Below are 16,186 nucleotides of genomic sequence, written 5' to 3'. Positions count from 1 at the left end.
CTTTTTATATGTCGTCAGTGGATGGACAGCGGCGACCATTAATCAGTTGCGCAGAACGATCGGCAAAGCGCGCGCCCTAACCTCTCAGACACCCGAGAAAAAAGGACAGCCCCATGCCCGTTCGAATCGATGAATCCAATCCCGAAGCAAAAGTGTGTTTTTTCACCGTCGAAAATGGCGAGGAAATCCGCATTTGCGACACGCTGGAAGTCAAAACAGATAGTGAAAAGGCCATGTCGTTTGTGGAAATTGAAAGTCGACGCGTTTACATCACCGAAGCGGAAGCTGATGCCTTGACCGTCGCCGGCGCAAAGGATGGTCGCAAGCATCTTAAGGCCGACGAGAGTGATTCGGTGATTTGACTGACCCTGATCAACACCCGGTGCAGACGCCTGCGATAGGCGTTTGCGCCTGCGTCTGCGGGCTGCTTCAAGTTGTCGCAGGGCGCGGGTCAGAAGCCATCTGATACGCTTTTTATTCAAATAGCTGAGCCTGTTATGCAAACAGTTCGGCGCTCATAGTTCATCCGCCTGATGGAGGCTGATGAGCGAACGACCATGAGCGAACAAATCCCCGTCCGAACCGTAGAAGCAAGCCCCACCATAAAAAATGTGCCTGGTCGCCCGATGAAGGCGAAGGCCGGCTCCACCGACAATCACATCCACACCCGCAGTTTCACCGGCCTGTTCCGCACCTTGCGCATGAGCGGCGCGGGATTTCTGTTTCTGCTGTTCTTCGGCACCGTGTGGCTGAATTGGGGCGGTCGTCAGGCCGTGCTGTGGGACTTGGCCGAAAGCAAATTTCACATCTTCGGCGCGACCTTCTGGCCGCAGGATTTCATCCTGCTCTCGGCGCTGCTGATCATTGCCGCGTTCGGCCTGTTCGCCATCACCGTGTTCGCCGGCCGGGTCTGGTGCGGCTACACCTGCCCACAGAGCTCGTGGACATGGATTTTCATGTGGTGCGAGAAAGTCACCGAAGGCGAGCGCAACCAACGGATCAAACTGCAAGCGGCGCCCTGGAGCCTGAACAAACTGGCCCGGCGTGCAGCCAAGCACACCCTGTGGCTGGCGATCAGCGTGCTGACCGGGCTGACCTTCGTCGGCTACTTCACGCCGATTCGTCCGCTGGCTGAAGAGCTGCTCACCCTGCAAATCGGCGGGGTCAGCCTGTTCTGGGTGCTGTTCTTCACCGCCGCCACTTACATCAATGCCGGCTGGCTGCGCGAAGCGGTGTGCATGCATATGTGCCCGTATGCGCGGTTCCAGAGCGTGATGTTCGACAAGGACACCCTGGCGATTTCCTACGACGTCGCCCGTGGCGAACACCGTGGCCCGCGCAAACGTGACGTGAAACCCGCCGAGGCCGGCCTCGGCGATTGCATCGACTGCCAGTTGTGCGTGCAGGTCTGCCCGACCGGCATCGACATCCGCGACGGCCTGCAGATGGAATGCATCGGCTGCGCAGCGTGCATCGACGCCTGTGATTCGATCATGGACAAAATGAACTACCCGCGCGGTTTGATCCGCTACAGTTCCGAGCGCGAATTGCAGGGCGGCAAGACCCACTTGCTGCGGCCACGGCTGATCGGCTACGTCGCGGTGCTGCTGGTGATGATCGGCGCTCTGGCGCTGGCCTTGGTCGAACGGCCGATGGTCTCGCTGGACGTGACCAAGGACCGTGGGCTGTTCCGCGAAAACGGTCAGGGCCAGATCGAGAACATCTACACCCTCAAGGTCATCAACAAAACCCAGCAGCGTCAGGACTACAACCTGAGCCTGGTGGATGGCGACGGCTTCCAGTTACAGGGCAAGACCGAGCTGAGCCTGGCGCCAGGGGAGATCGTCGATGTGCCGGTGTCGGTGGCAATGACCAACGAGCGCCCGGCCAGCAGCTCGCAGACCTTGAGCTTCAAGATCGCCGACAGCGACGAGCCCGAGATTTATAGCGTGGCGAAAAGCAGGTTTGTGGCGCCGATGAATCGCTGAGCCTTTAAGATGCTGTCCTCTTTTGACACTGCGATACCTGTGGCGAGGGAGCTTGCTCCCGCTTGAGTGCGTAGCACTCACAAGCTTTTGGGGCCGCTACGCAGCCCAGCGGGAGCAAGCTCCCTCGCCACAAAAAGCAATCCGAATTCAGTCCATCGCGGGATACCGATGAAACGCTACGAAAAATTCGCCGACGACATCGCTGAACTGATCCGCTCCGGTGTCCTCGGCCCCGGGCAACGGGTGCCATCGGTGCGCTACGCCAGCCAGACCTATGGGGTCAGCCCGTCCACGGTGTTCCAGGCCTATTACCTGCTCGAACGTCGCGGTCTGATCCGCGCCCGGCCGCGCTCCGGCTACTTCGTCAACACCCACGCGCCAAGCCCGTTTTCCGAGCCGGTGATCAGCAGCCACGTCAACGATTCCACCGAAGTCGACGTCAGCGAACTGGTGTTCTCGGTCCTCGAATCGATCAAAGACCCGAGCACCGTGCCCTTCGGCTCGGCATTCCCCAGCCCCACCCTGTTCCCGTTGCAGCGCCTGTCGCGTTCGCTGGCCAGTGCGGCGCGGGAGATGGACCCGCGCATGGTGGTCACCGACATGTCGCCGGGCAATCCGCAACTGCGCCGGCAGATCGCCCTGCGCTACATGGTCGGCGGGCTGATGTTGCCCATGGAAGAACTGCTGATCACCAACGGCGCCCTCGAAGCGCTGAATTTGTGTCTGCAAGCCGTGACCGAACCCGGCGATCTGGTGGCCATCGAAGCCCCGGCGTTCTACGCCAGCCTGCAAGTGCTGGAGCGCTTGAAACTCAAAGCCGTGGAAATCCCCGTGCACCCGCGCGACGGTATCGACCTCGGCGTGCTCGCCCAGACCCTGGAGCGCCATCCGATCAAGGCCTGCTGGTGCATGACCAGTTTCCAGAACCCGATGGGCGCGACCATGCCCGAGGCGAAGAAACAGGAACTGGTGGAACTGCTGCGCCGACATCAGGTGCCGCTGATCGAAGATGACGTCTACGCCGAACTCTATTACGGCCAGCAAGCGCCGAAACCGGCCAAGGCGTTCGACACGGAAGGACTGGTGATGCACTGCGGTTCGTTCGCCAAAAGCCTGGCCCCCGGCTACCGCATCGGCTGGGTCGCCGCCGGGCGCTACGCACAGAAAATCGAACGGCTGAAACTGATGACCTCGCTGTGCGCCTCGATGCCGGCGCAGGCGGCCATCGCCGACTATCTGCAACACGGCGGCTACGACCGCCACCTGCGCAAACTGCGCTACGCCCTGGAAGAACAGCAAAGCGCGATGCTCGCGGCGATTGCCCGCTACTTCCCGGCGCAGACCCGCGTCAGTCAGCCGGCCGGCGGCTACTTCCTGTGGCTGGAACTGCCACCGCAGATGGATTCATTGAAATTGTTTCAGATGGCATTGGCGCAGGGCATCAGCATCGCGCCGGGGCCGATCTTCTCGCCGACCCAGCGATTTCGGAACTGTATCCGGTTGAATTACGGCAGCCCGTGGACCGAGGACTCGGAGAAAGCGATGGAGACGTTGGGGCGGATTGTGCGGTCGTTCTGACAGATTGATGTTGCTGCCAATGAGGCCTTCGCGAGCAAGCCCGCTCCCACCTTTGGAATGCGTTTACCCTGTGGGAGCGGGCTTGCTCGCGAAGAGGCCGGATCAGCCAATACAAATCTCAAAGATCAACGCCCGCCCCCCAAATCAACAAACGTCCCGGTGGCATAGGAAGCCTTGTCCGACAGCAACCAGACTATCGCCTCCGCCACCTCATCCGACCGCCCGCCCCGGGCCATCGGGATCGCCGACTCAAGCTTGCTGACCCGGTCCGGATCACCGCTCAACGCGTGGAAATCGGTATAGATATAACCCGGACGTACCGCGTTGACGCGAATCCCCTCGCCCGCCACTTCCTTGGACAGACCGATGGTGAAGGTGTCGAGCGCACCTTTGGACGCGGCGTAGTCGACGTACTCGTTGGGCGAACCCAGGCGTGCGGCGACCGACGAGACGTTGACGATGCTGCCGCCCTGCCCGCCGTGTTTGGGCGACATGCGCAGGATCGCGTGTTTGGCGCAGAGGATCGGTGCCAGCACGTTGGTTTTCATGATTTTGAGGATGCGGAACTCGGACATTTCATCGACCCGCGATTTGTGCCCGACGGTGCCGGCGTTGTTCACCAGCGCGGTGACCCGACCCAGCTCGGTGTCGACCCGCTGAAACAGCGCGATCACTTCGTCTTCGATACTGACATCGGCGCGCACCGCAATGGCTTGGGCCCCCAGCGCCCGCACTTGCTCCAGCACGCTTTGCGCGGCCTGTTCATCCGACTGATAGTTGATGCAGATCCGATAGCCCTGCTCGGCAGCCAACAACGCCGTAGCGGCGCCAATTCCGCGCCCGCCACCGGTGATCACAATGACTTTATCCATGCTGGCCCTTCCCCCCAATGCACACGTAACAGTCGGGTGGAAGAATAACCGCCATTGGGCGGTTTTGCATGGGCTCTGTCAAAGACAAAACCATGTACGGGATTGAGATGTTTTTTGTGGCGAGGGAGCTTGCTCCCGCTCGGCTGCGAAGCAGACGCGAATCCGGCCAACACGGTACAACCGAGTAAAGGCGGGGGCCGCTTCGCGCCCCAGCGGGAGCAAGCTCCCTCGCCACAGGCTGCAGTCAGACAGGCGCCACAGCCTCTCCACGGGCAATGTTCTGCAGGAACACATCCGCCGGCATCGGATGCCCCAACAAATAACCCTGCAACGAATCACACCCCAACTGCGTGAGGAAGTCCTGCTGCATTCCGGTCTCCACACCCTCGGCGACGATCCGCAGACCCAACGCCTGCCCCAACGCCACGATGGCCGAGACGATGGCCGCGTCGTCGCTGTCGTGTTCCAGATCACGGACAAATCCGCGGTCGATCTTCAGCTCATTGGCCGGCAAACGCTTGAGGTACATCAGGCTCGAGTAGCCGGTGCCGAAGTCGTCGATCGACAAGTCGACGCCCATGTCCGACAACTCCTGCAACACAGTCATGCTCGCATCGGCATCGCTCATGGCCGTGGTTTCGGTGATTTCCAGAGTCAGGCTGTTGGCCGGCAGATGATGCGTCGCCAGCGCCTTGGCCACGCTCTGCACCAGCCCCGCGTGGCAGAACTGCAACGCCGAGAGGTTCACCGCGATTCGCCAGTCGGTGTAACCGAGCACGTACCATTCGCGCATCTGCCGGCAAGCTTCGTTGAGCACCCATTCGCCGATGGCGATGATCAGACCGGTTTTCTCCGCCAGATCGATGAACTTGTCCGGCAGCAACATGCCCTGGGTCGGATGCTGCCAGCGCAGCAGCGCTTCGGCGCCGACCGGACGACCGCTGGCGGCGTCGAATTTGGGTTGGAAATACAGGCTGAACTGACCGTGCTCCAGCGCTGCGCGCAGATCCTGTAACAGTTGCAGTTGCTTGCGCGCGTTGTTATTCATCGAGGCATCAAAGAAGCTATAGCCGTTTTTGCCGCCGCCCTTGGCGTGATACATCGCCGCGTCGGCGTTCATCAGCAGTTCCTGAGCGCTCTGGCCATTGCCCGGGTACAAGGCGATGCCGACGCTGGCGGATATCTGCAAGTCGTGCTCGGCCACGCGGAACGCCTGGGCGATCAACCCGACCTGGCGCGCGGCGAGGCTCAGGGCATCGTCGGGTTCGGTCAGGCGCACCAGCAGCACGAATTCATCGCCGCCGATCCGCGCCAGCGTGTCCTGGCTGCGCAGGTCTTCACGCAGGCGCACCCCGACTTCGCGCAGCAACTGGTCACCCATGTGGTGGCCAAAGGCATCGTTGACCGGTTTGAAACCGTCCAGATCGATGAACATCAGCGCAAAACAGCCGCCCTGTTCCTCAACCTTTTTCATCGCTTGATTGATCCGGTCGTCCAGCAACATGCGGTTCGGCAGGCCGGTCAGGGTGTCATGCAACGCCAGTTGCGTCAGTTCACGATTGGCCAGGGTCAGCGAATGCGCCAGATCGGCGGTACGCGCTTCGAGGCGAGCATCGAGAATCGAAGTGAGCAAGGCGATCGACAGCACCGCCAGGGTGGTGATCAGCACCAGATTGTCGAGGCCATTGCCCTTGAGCCCGTCAAGCGTCGCACCGCAGAAACTGCCAGCGGGAAACTGCGCGGCGGCCATCCCGGTGTAGTGCATGCCGACAATGGCAATGCCCATGATCACCGCCGCGCCGCCGCGGATCAGGCGCACATACGGCGACTGCTGGCGCAAGCGGAAGGCGATCCACAACGCCGCTGCCGAAGCACCCACCGCGATCAGCAATGACGCGCCGAACAGCGTCGGGTCGTAATCGATCCCTGGGGTCATGCGCAGCGCAGCCATGCCGGTGTAATGCATCGCACTGATGCCGGCGCCCATGACCAAGGCACCAAAGGCCAGTTGCAACACAGGCAGTTTCGGCTGACTGACCAGCCACAGGGCAAACCCGCAGGACAGTACCGCGATCAATAGCGATAGCGCGGTAATCGCCATGTCGTAGCCCAGATCGATCGGCAGCTTGAAAGCCAGCATGCCGATGAAATGCATCGACCACACGCCAACCCCCATCGCCAGTGCACCGCCCGCCGTCCAGAGATGCACTGCGCGCCCACGGGCGCTCGCGATGCGCCCGGTCAGGTCGAGCGCTGTGTAGGACGCGAGAATCGCCACACACAACGAAATGAAAACCAGAGTGAAGGAATAATTACCGATGAGCATGGGGATTCTCGCAACCACCCGCGCCGTACTGCATCCATTCTCGGCCGGGCAAATGCGGCGATTGTACTGATTGCGCAGAAGAACGCACTGACAAAGTAATCATTTTGCCATCAACCCGATGAAACGCTTGTTTGATGGTTTTGCGAGGCTCTGGCCCGGGCCTCGTTCCCAGGATTCAGGCAATCAGCGCGATCAATGTGGGAGCGAGCCTGCTCGCGAAAAAGCCAGCACGTTCATCGCCGATGTCGACCGAACTGACGCCTTCGCGAGCAGGCTCGCTCCCACGGATCAGCGATTGTCGCTGACATCGAGTTGTCCGTCCCAGCCACCGCCCAGCGCCGCAATCAATTGCACGCTGGCAAGCAGACGACTCTGCAAGATGTTGAGGACAGTCCGTTCGTTGTTCAACGCAGTCGCCTGCACCACCACGACATCGATGTAGGCAATCAACCCGGCCTTGTACTGGTTCTGGGTCAGACGCAGCGAGTCGCGCGCCGCCTCCAGTGCTTCCTGACGCACCGCCGCCTCGTCTTCATACACCTTCAATTGCACCAGATAGTTTTCCACTTCACGGAAACCATCGAGCACAGTCTGGCGGTACTTGGCGACGGTTTGGTCATACACCGCCTCGGTACGGTCAACCTCGGCCGAACGGATGCCACCGTCGAATATCGGCAAATCCAGTTTCGGGCCGACTGACCAGAAACGGTTCGGTAGCGTTAACAGATTTTTCGAGGTACTGCTGCTGTAACCACCGCTCATGCTCAAGGTCAGGTCCGGGTAATACGCGGCTTTCGCCACACCGATGTTGGCGTTGGCGGCAATCACCGAGCGCTCCGCCGAGGCGATGTCCGGGCGGCGTTCCAGCAACTGCGACGGCAGACTCAGCGGAATCTGCGGCAGGTTCGGAATGCTCTGGGTTTCAGCAATGCTGAACTCGGCCGGCGCCTGCCCGGTGAGGACGGCGATAGCATTCTCAAACTGCGCCCGTTGCCAGATCAGATCCACCAGATCGGCCTGCGTGCTTTTCAGCTGAGTCTGTGCCTGCGCCACCGCATCGCGCCCGGAAATGCCCGCGCGGTACTGGTTCTGGGTCATTTGCAGCGATTTCTCGTAAGCCGTGACGGTGGCTTCGAGCAGGCGCTTCTGCTGATCGATCACCCGCAGTTGCAGGTAATTCTGCACCAGTTCCGACTGCTGGCTCAGGCGCATCGCCGCCAGATCAGCGAAGCTGGCCTGGGCGCTGGCTTCGTTGGCTTCCAGGCCACGGCGCAACTTGCCCCAGATATCCGCTTCCCAACTCACGCCCAACTGCGCGTTGTAGGTGTCGCGAATGCCGCTGGCGGAACTGCTCAGGCTCGAACTGCTGCTGCCGGTGCCCTGGCTGGAGCGGGTTTTGCCCAGGCTCAGGTCGACGTTCGGGTAAAACGCCCCCCGGGCACTGCGCACCAAAGCCTGGGCCTGACGGAACTGGGCTTCGGATTGCGCAACGGTCTGGTTGGAGCTGTTGAGTTTCTCGATCAGGCCATTGAGCTGCTGATCGCCATACAACTCCCACCAGGCGCCACGGGCCAGCGAGTCGCTCGGATTGGCCTGGCGCCAGCCTTCGGCCTCTTTGTATTGCGCGACCTCGGCGGTCTGCGGGCGCTGATAGTCCGGGCCGACGGCGCAGGCACTGAGCATCGCCACGCACAGCGACAGACTCAACAGGCGCGAGCCGCGCGCAGTGGCCAGATTGAGAAGCGAACGGTCAGTCATAGCGGAGTTTCCAGAGCGGCGTCAGTACGCACGCCACGCCACTTGTTGAAGCGGTGGCGCAGCTTGTCGAGATAGAGGTAAACCACAGGCGTGGTGTAAAGGGTCAGCACCTGGCTGAAGATCAGGCCACCGATGATGGTCAGGCCCAATGGCTGGCGCATTTCCGCACCTTCCGCACGGCTGAGCAGCAACGGCAAGGCGCCGAGGATCGCCGCCAGGGTGGTCATCAGAATCGGCCGCAGCCGTTGCAGGCACGCGCTGCGGATCGACTCCAGCGGCGACAGGCCCTGATGGCGTTCCAGTTGCAGCGCCAGGTCGATCATCAGAATCGCGTTTTTCTTCACCACCCCGATCAACAGGAACAGCCCGAGCAGCGAGATCAGGCTGAACTCGCCGCCCAGCGCATAGATCGACAGCAACGCGCCGACGCCGGCCGAGGGCAAGGTCGAAAGAATCGTCAGCGGATGAATGTAGCTTTCATACAGCACGCCGAGTACCAGATACACCGCCAGCAGCGCACCGAGGATCATGAACGGCTGACTCTTCTGCGTCGCGGCAAAGGCGTCAGCGGTGCCGGCCATTTTCGCGATAACGTCTTCCGGCAGACCAAGCTTGGCAATCGCCCGTTCGATCGCGGCACTGCCCTGCTCCACCGTCACGCCTTCGGCCATATCGAAGGAAATGTCTTCAGAGGCGAACTGGCCTTCGTGGCTGACGCGGTCGTCTTCCAGGCTGTTTTCGTAGTGGGCAATCGTCGACAACGGAATCCGCGCGCCGTCAGCGGTAATCACGTGCACTTGATTGAGCGTCACCGGGTCTTGGGCGTATTTCGGATTGACCTCCATCACCACCTGATACTGGTTGAGGCTGTCGTAGATGGTCGAAATCTGCCGCTGGCTGTAGGCGTTGTTCAACACCGCCGTGACCATGTTCATGTCGACGCCGAGGCGCTTGGCCTGATCGCGGTCGACAATCAGCGTCACCTGCTGCGCGCCGCGCCCCTCGCGGGCGTCGATGGCCGTGAGCTCGGGCAGTGCCCGTAACGCGGCAACGACTTTCGGATACCACTCGCGCAACGAACCCAGATCGCCGCTTTGCAGGATGTAGCTGTATTGCGAAGTGGTCTGCTCGCGGCCACCGCCGAACTGCAGGTCCTGATCCGCCATCAGCATCAACTGGGCGCCAGGAACCTTGGGCATTTCCTTGCGCAGACGTTCGATGACTTTCTGCGCCGAGAGCTGACGCTCCTTGATCGGTTTCAACCGCACCAGCATAAAGGCGTTGTTGGTGCCGTTGGTGCCACCGATGAACCCGGCGACGCTTTCTACCGCGTCATCCTTGAGCACGGCGCGGCGGAAGGTTTCCATTTTCGGCTGCATGACACTGAACGAGAGGCCGTCATCACCGCGCACGAAACCGATCAACTGACCGGTGTCCTGTTGCGGCATGAAGGTTTTCGGCACCACGACATACAGCGCGACGTTCACCCCGACCGTGATCAACAGACTGAGCAATGTCAGACGACGATGACGCAACACCCAGTCGAGGCTGGTGGCGTATTTGCCGACCATCCAGTCGTTGGTCCGCCGGCTCCAGCGTTGCAAACGGTTTTCTTCACCCGGGGTATGTGGTTTGAGCCAGCGCGCACAGAGCATCGGCGTAAGCGTCAGGGACACCACCAGCGACACCACGATCGCCGCCGCCAGTGTGATCGAGAACTCGCGGAACAGGCTCTCGATAATCCCGCCCATGAACAGGATCGACAGAAACACCGCCACCAGCGAGACGTTCATCGACAGCAAGGTGAACCCGACTTCCTTGGCCCCGAGGTACGCGGCTTTCATCGGTTTGACGCCTTCGTCGATGTGCCGGGAGATGTTTTCCAGCACCACGATCGCATCGTCCACCACCAGCCCGGTGGCGAGAATCAGCGCCATCAGCGACAGGTTGTTCAGCGAGAAGCCATAGAGGTACATCACCGCGAAGGTGCCGACCAGCGAGACTGGCACCGCCAATGTCGGAATCAGCGAGGCGCGGAAATTACCGAGGAACAGGAACACCACCAGAATCACCAGTGCCACGGCAATCAGCAGGGTCATTTCCGCTTCGTGCAACGTGGCCTTGATCACTGGCGAGCGATCCATTGCCAGGTTCAGTTTGACGCTGGCCGGCAGTACCGCTTGCAGGGCCGGCAACTGCGCCTTGATCTCGTTGACCGTCTCGATGATGTTGGCGCCGGCCTGGCGGTTGATCACCAATAGCACCGCCGCGTCATCGTTGAAGAAACCGCTGTTGTAACGGTCTTCGACGCCGTCGCTGACCTTGGCCACGTCCTTCAGACGCAGGGCTGCGCCGTTGTTGTAGTGGATGATCAGTGATTCGTAATCCTTGGCTTTCTCCAACTGGTCGTTGGCCTGAATCTGCCACAGGCGCTCGCTGTCTTCCACCGAGCCCTTGGGCCGGCGCACGTTGGCCCCGGCGATGGTCTTGCGTACATCATCGAGCGCCACGCCGTACTGGTTCAGCGCCTGCGGTTCGAGTTCGATGCGCACCGCCGGCAGCGAACTGCCGCCGATCTGCACTTCACCCACGCCCTGCACCTGGGACAGGCTCTGCGAGAGGATGGTCGAGGCCAGGTCATAGAGCTGGCCTTTTTCCAGCACATCCGAAGTCAGCGACAGCACCATGATCGGCGCCTGCGACGGGTTGACCTTCTTGTAGGTCGGCATGCTGCGCATCCCGCTCGGCAACAGGTTGCGCGAAGCGTTGATCGCCGCCTGCACTTCCCGTGCCGCGCCGTTGATGTCGCGGTCGAGGTCGAATTGCAGAATGACCCGGGTCGAACCCTGGCTGGAACGGCTGCTCATGGTGTTGACGCCGGCAATCGCGCCGAACGAGCGCTCCAGTGGTGTCGCCACCGTAGACGCCATCACCTCGGGACTGGCACCGGGCAGACTGGCCTGGACCACAATCACCGGGAAATCCATTTGCGGCAGCGGCGATACCGGCAACAGGCCGAAGCTGACACCGCCCAGCAGCATGATCGCCAGACTCAGGAGCATGGTCGCGACCGGGCGCTTGATGAAAGGTCCGGAGAGGTTCATTGACCGCAATCCCCAACATCACACCAGTCCCTTGTGGGAGCGGGCTTGCTCGCGAATACGGTCTGACATTCAACATTCATGTCGCCTGATACAGCGCTTTCGCGAGCAAGCCCGCTCCCACAGGGGGAATGTATCCAGACAGTCATACCGGTACCTCTTCGGCATTGGTTTTGCCGAAGCGCCGACCGAGGCGGTCGAAGTACAGGTAGATCACCGGCGTGGTGAACAGGGTCAGCACCTGGCTCACCAGCAAACCGCCGACCATTACCAGACCCAGTGGCTGACGCAATTCCGCCCCGGAACCGGTGGCGAGCATCAATGGCACCGCGCCGAACAGTGCGGCCAGGGTGGTCATCAGAATCGGCCGGAAACGCAGCAGCGCCGCCTGATAGATCGCCTGCTCCGGCGCCATGCCCTGCGTGCGTTCGGCGTCGAGGGCGAAGTCGATCATCATGATCGCGTTCTTCTTGACGATACCGATCAGCAGGATGATGCCGATGATCGCGATCATGCCCAGGTCATTGCCGCTGAGCAGCAACGCGAGCAAGGCGCCGACCGCCGCCGACGGCAGGGTCGAGAGAATGGTGATCGGGTGGATGTAACTTTCGTAAAGCACGCCGAGCACGATGTACATGGTCACCACCGCTGCCAGAATCAGCAGCAAGGTGCTCGACAGCGAGGCCTGGAACGCTTCGGCCGCGCCCTGGAACTGGGTCTGCACGCCAATTGGCATGCCGATGTCCTTCTGCACTTGATCGATGATGTCCACCGCATGCCCCAGCGCCACGCCGGGCGCCAGGTTGAACGACATCATCACCGCCGGGAACTGGCCGATGTGGGTAATCGCCAGTTGCGCCTGACGCTCCTCGACATGGGCCAGGCTCGACAGGCGCACCTGCGCACCGTCAGTGGTCTTGACGTGAATCTGATCCAGCGCCGCCGGCCCGATCTTCTCCCCGGCCTGCGCTTGCAACACAACGCGGTACTGGCTGGCCTGGGTGTAAATGGTCGAGATCTGCCGCTGGCCGAAGGCGTCATACAGCGCGTCGGTGATGTTCTGCACCGAAACGCCAAGGCGCGAGGCTGCGTCACGGTCGATCACCAGATAGACCTGCAGGCCCTTGTCCTGCAAGTCACTGGCAACGTCGGTCAACTCCGGACGCTGGGCCAAGGCCTCGACCAGACGCCCGCTCCACTGACTGAGCAATTCTGCATCCGGCGAAGACATGCTGAACTGGTACTGGGTCCGGCTGACCCGATCCTCGATGGTCAAATCCTGCACCGGCTGCATGAACAGGCGGATGCCGACCAGCTTGTCCAGTTGCGGTTGCAGGCGCGCGATCACCTGCGTGGCGCTCAGATCACGCTGGCCGTGCGGCTTGAGATTGATCAGCAGGCGACCGCTGTTGAGCGTGGCGTTGTCGCCGTCGACACCGATGTAGGACGACAGGCTTTCAACCGCCGGATCTTCGAGAATCACCTTGGCCAGCGCCTGCTGACGCTCGCCCATGGCCGCGAAGGAAATCGACTGCGGCGCCTCGGAAATGCCCTGGATCACCCCGGTGTCCTGCACCGGGAAGAAGCCCTTGGGTACAACCATATAAAGGAACACGGTCAGCGCCAGGGTACCGATGGCCACCATCAGGGTCAGCGGCTGGTGCTTGAGCACCCACTGCAACTTGCGCCCGTAAGCAGCGATCATCCAGTCGATGAATGCGCCACTGGCCCGGTAGAAACGGCCCTGCTCGTGTTCTTGCGGTTCACGCTTGAGCAGTCGCGCGCACATCATCGGCGTCAGGGTCAGCGAAACCACCAGGGAAATAAGGATCGCCACCGCCAGAGTGATGGCGAACTCGCGGAACAGCCGCCCGACCACGTCGGCCATGAACAGCAGCGGAATCAGTACCGCAATCAGCGATAGCGTCAGGGAGATCAGGGTAAAGCCGATCTGCTTCGCGCCCTTGAGCGCGGCCTGCATCGGGCTGTCCCCTTCTTCGATGAAGCGCGCGATGTTTTCCAGCATCACGATCGCATCGTCGACCACAAAACCAGTGGCGATGGTCAGCGCCATCAAGGTCAGGTTGTTGACCGAGAACCCGGCGAGATACATCACGCCAAACGTACCGATCAGCGACAGCGGCACCGCTACCGACGGAATGATCGTCGCGCTGGCACGCCGTAGAAAGAGGAAGGTCACCATCACCACCAACGCAATGGCGCTCAGCAGTTCGTGCTGCACGTCAGTGACCGAGGCGCGGATGGTCTGGGTGCGGTCGGTGAGCACGGTGACGTCGAGGCCGGCTGGCAGGTTGTCGGTGATGCTCGGCAGCAACGCCTTGATCCGGTCGACCACTTCAATCACGTTGGCGCCCGGTTGACGCTGAATATTCAGCAGTACTGCCTGATTCTGGTTGGCCCACGCGGCGAGACGTTCGTTCTCCGCGCCGTCGACGATTTCCGCCACATCCTTCAGACGCAGCGGCGCACCGTTCTTGTAGGCGAGGATCAGGTTGGCGTAGTCCTTGGGCGACGTCAGTTGGTCGTTGGCATCGAGCATCGAGACCCGCGTCGGGCCGTCGAAGTTACCTTTCGGTTGGTTGACGTTGGACGCGCCGATCAGGGTGCGCACGTCTTCCAGGTTCAGGCTGTTAGCCGCCAGGGCTTCCGGGTTGACCTTGATCCGCACCGCCTGACGCTGACCGCCGGCAATGCTGACCATGCCGACACCGCTGATCTGGGCGATCTTCTGCGCCATGCGCGTATCGACCAGGTCATTGAGCTTGGGCAGGAGCATGGTTTTTGAAGTGATCGCCAGGGTTAGCACCGGGGTGTCCGCCGGGTTGACCTTGTTGTACACCGGCGGCGCCGGCAGGTCGGTTGGCAGCAGATTGGTCGCAGCGTTGATCGCGGCTTGCACCTGCTGCTCGGCGACGTCCATGTTGATGTCGAGGCTGAAGCGCAGGGTCAGCACCGAAGCACCGCCGGAGCTGGTCGAGGCCATTTGCGTCAGGCCGGGCATTTGCCCGAACTGACGTTCGAGCGGCGCGGTCACGGCACTGGTCATCACGTCCGGACTGGCGCCGGGGTACAGGGTCATGACGCGAATGGTCGGGTAATCGACCTGCGGCAACGCCGAGACCGGCAGCAGGCGATAGGCAATCAGGCCGGCCAGAACAATGGCCAGCATGCTCAGGGTGGTGGCTACCGGACGGAGGATAAACAGCCGCGAAATGTTCATGCGCCCTTCTTGGCCTTGTCTGTAGAGGCGGTGTCATGCGCGCTGGCTGCGGGCTTGCCTTGCAGGTGTTCGGTCGGCGTTGTCGGCACGTCATTGCTGTCGTTGACCACTTCGACTTCACTGCCCTCCTTCAAGCGGTCGGTGCCTTCGAGCACTACGCGGTCGCCCGCGGCGAGACCCTCGGTGATCACCGTGTTGTTACCATCGCTCGCGCCGATCTTCAGTTGGCGGATGGTGACTTTCTTGTCGCCGTCCATTGCATAGACGAAGGTGCCATTGGTGCCGAACTGGATGGCTGCCGACGGTGCCAGCACTACACCCTTGAGGGTGTCGGCCAGCAGGTGCACGTTGACGAACTGATTGGGGAACAGCGACTGGTCGCGGTTATCGTAACGGGCCTTGAATTTCAGGGTGCCGGTGGCGACGTCGATCTGGTTGTCGAGGCTTTGCAGGACGCCGGTGGCCTGGATTTTAGTGTCGCCGCGATCCCATGCCTCAGCGGGCAGTTTGGCGCCGCTGTGGTAACGCGCCAGCACGGTTTCCAGATTGTTCTCCGGCAGGGTGAACACCACGCTGATTGGCTGAGTCTGGGTAATGACGGCGAGGAACGTAGTGTCGTTCGCCGCCACCAGGTTGCCGACGTCGAGCTGACGCAGGCCGACGCGACCGGCAATTGGTGCGCGGATCTTGGTGAATTCGAGATTGAGCTTGGCGTCGTTGACCGCCGCCTGATTGGTCTTGACCGTGCCCAGATACTGGCCGACCAGCGCTTCGGCGGTGTCCAGGGTCTGCTTGGCGATACTGTCTTCCTTATACAGGCCACGATAACGCTCGACGTCGACCTGTGCGTTTTTCAACTGCGCCTGATTCTGCAGCAAGGTGCCTTCAGCCTGGAGCAAGGCATTCTGATAAGGACGCGGATCGATCTCTGCCAGCAGGTCGCCGGCCTTGACCATCTGCCCTTCTTCGAAATTGATCTTCACCAGTTCGCCGCCCACCCGGCTGCGCACATTGATGGTATTGAGCGCGGTGACCGTACCCAGGGCCTTGTAATACAGCGGGAAGTCACCCGTGACCGCCGGTGCCACACGCACCGGAATCGGCCCGGCCGCCCCGCCGAAGCCCGGCCGCATCATCCCCGAACGCCCGGTGTGGCCGGCAGCAGCTTTCTGCGCGCCCTCCTTGTGGGCTGAACCGGCGGGCCAGAATTTCCAGCACAAAGCGGCGATGATCAGCAGCACAAGCAGGCTCAACAGCCAGCGACGAGAGTTACGGGAGGACGATTGCATGGAGTGATTTACCATTGGGCGCGTGGGCTTCTT

At 61.4% G+C, this 16,186-nt stretch carries 9 protein-coding genes; 3 read left to right on the top strand and 6 right to left on the bottom strand.

Features of this window, described 5'->3' with window-relative positions:
- Nucleotides 1-113: 113 nt before the first annotated feature.
- The 3 genes from AC27VU_RS18470 to mapR all read left to right on the top strand — a co-directional run bounded on the left by AC27VU_RS18470 (nucleotide 114) and on the right by mapR (nucleotide 3,566).
- The gene (locus AC27VU_RS18470; RefSeq protein ID WP_103484499.1) at nucleotides 114-362 is read left to right on the top strand and encodes a DUF3203 family protein; all 249 of its coding nucleotides are present in this window, start codon (nucleotides 114-116) and stop codon (nucleotides 360-362) included.
- Nucleotides 363-557: 195 nt separating this feature from the next.
- On the top strand, nucleotides 558-1,988 hold the full coding sequence (gene ccoG / locus AC27VU_RS18465; protein ID WP_488724616.1) for a cytochrome c oxidase accessory protein CcoG: 1,431 nt from the start codon (nucleotides 558-560) through the stop codon (nucleotides 1,986-1,988).
- A gap of 168 nt (nucleotides 1,989-2,156) precedes the next feature.
- On the top strand, nucleotides 2,157-3,566 hold the full coding sequence (gene mapR / locus AC27VU_RS18460) for a GntR family transcriptional regulator MpaR (RefSeq protein WP_008087199.1): 1,410 nt from the start codon (nucleotides 2,157-2,159) through the stop codon (nucleotides 3,564-3,566).
- 125 nt (nucleotides 3,567-3,691) lie between these two features.
- Here the strand turns inward: mapR and AC27VU_RS18455 are convergent, their stop codons facing one another.
- From AC27VU_RS18455 to AC27VU_RS18430, 6 genes are all read right to left on the bottom strand, one after another.
- Nucleotides 3,692-4,438, bottom strand: a complete 747-nt coding sequence (locus AC27VU_RS18455; protein ID WP_488724615.1) for an SDR family oxidoreductase — start codon at nucleotides 4,436-4,438, stop codon at nucleotides 3,692-3,694.
- Nucleotides 4,439-4,682: 244 nt separating this feature from the next.
- Nucleotides 4,683-6,764: a putative bifunctional diguanylate cyclase/phosphodiesterase gene (locus AC27VU_RS18450; RefSeq protein WP_262141689.1), complete on the bottom strand. Its 2,082-nt coding sequence runs from the start codon at nucleotides 6,762-6,764 to the stop codon at nucleotides 4,683-4,685.
- Between the two features lie 288 nt (nucleotides 6,765-7,052).
- The gene (locus AC27VU_RS18445; protein WP_488724614.1) at nucleotides 7,053-8,522 is read right to left on the bottom strand and encodes an efflux transporter outer membrane subunit; all 1,470 of its coding nucleotides are present in this window, start codon (nucleotides 8,520-8,522) and stop codon (nucleotides 7,053-7,055) included.
- Entirely contained in the window at nucleotides 8,519-11,626 is a 3,108-nt protein-coding gene (locus tag AC27VU_RS18440; protein WP_338801793.1) for an efflux RND transporter permease subunit, read from the bottom strand. The genes AC27VU_RS18445 and AC27VU_RS18440 overlap by 4 nt, the downstream gene beginning before the upstream one ends.
- A 142-nt stretch (nucleotides 11,627-11,768) precedes the next feature.
- Nucleotides 11,769-14,864, bottom strand: a complete 3,096-nt coding sequence (locus AC27VU_RS18435) for an MdtB/MuxB family multidrug efflux RND transporter permease subunit (RefSeq protein ID WP_488724613.1) — start codon at nucleotides 14,862-14,864, stop codon at nucleotides 11,769-11,771.
- The gene (locus AC27VU_RS18430) at nucleotides 14,861-16,168 is read right to left on the bottom strand and encodes an MdtA/MuxA family multidrug efflux RND transporter periplasmic adaptor subunit (protein WP_003224499.1); all 1,308 of its coding nucleotides are present in this window, start codon (nucleotides 16,166-16,168) and stop codon (nucleotides 14,861-14,863) included. Before AC27VU_RS18430 ends, AC27VU_RS18435 begins: the two co-directional genes overlap by 4 nt.
- Between the last annotated feature and the right edge of the window lie 18 nt (nucleotides 16,169-16,186).

This window comes from Pseudomonas sp. 14P5.3.2 (assembly GCF_057799175.1).
This window is presented reverse-complemented; position numbering and strand designations above follow the sequence as displayed.

What these genes read in the sequence shown, in the direction of transcription:
- AC27VU_RS18435 (WP_488724613.1), bottom strand. Translation starts at nt 14,864, where the DNA reads ATGAACATTTCGCGGCTGTTTATCCTCCGTCCGGTAGCCACCACCCTG.
- mapR (WP_008087199.1), top strand. Translation starts at nt 2,157, where the DNA reads ATGAAACGCTACGAAAAATTCGCCGACGACATCGCTGAACTGATCCGC.
- AC27VU_RS18470 (WP_103484499.1), top strand. Translation starts at nt 114, where the DNA reads ATGCCCGTTCGAATCGATGAATCCAATCCCGAAGCAAAAGTGTGTTTT.
- AC27VU_RS18455 (WP_488724615.1), bottom strand. Translation starts at nt 4,438, where the DNA reads ATGGATAAAGTCATTGTGATCACCGGTGGCGGGCGCGGAATTGGCGCC.
- AC27VU_RS18440 (WP_338801793.1), bottom strand. Translation starts at nt 11,626, where the DNA reads ATGAACCTCTCCGGACCTTTCATCAAGCGCCCGGTCGCGACCATGCTC.
- AC27VU_RS18445 (WP_488724614.1), bottom strand. Translation starts at nt 8,522, where the DNA reads ATGACTGACCGTTCGCTTCTCAATCTGGCCACTGCGCGCGGCTCGCGC.
- ccoG (WP_488724616.1), top strand. Translation starts at nt 558, where the DNA reads ATGAGCGAACAAATCCCCGTCCGAACCGTAGAAGCAAGCCCCACCATA.
- AC27VU_RS18450 (WP_262141689.1), bottom strand. Translation starts at nt 6,764, where the DNA reads ATGCTCATCGGTAATTATTCCTTCACTCTGGTTTTCATTTCGTTGTGT.
- AC27VU_RS18430 (WP_003224499.1), bottom strand. Translation starts at nt 16,168, where the DNA reads ATGGTAAATCACTCCATGCAATCGTCCTCCCGTAACTCTCGTCGCTGG.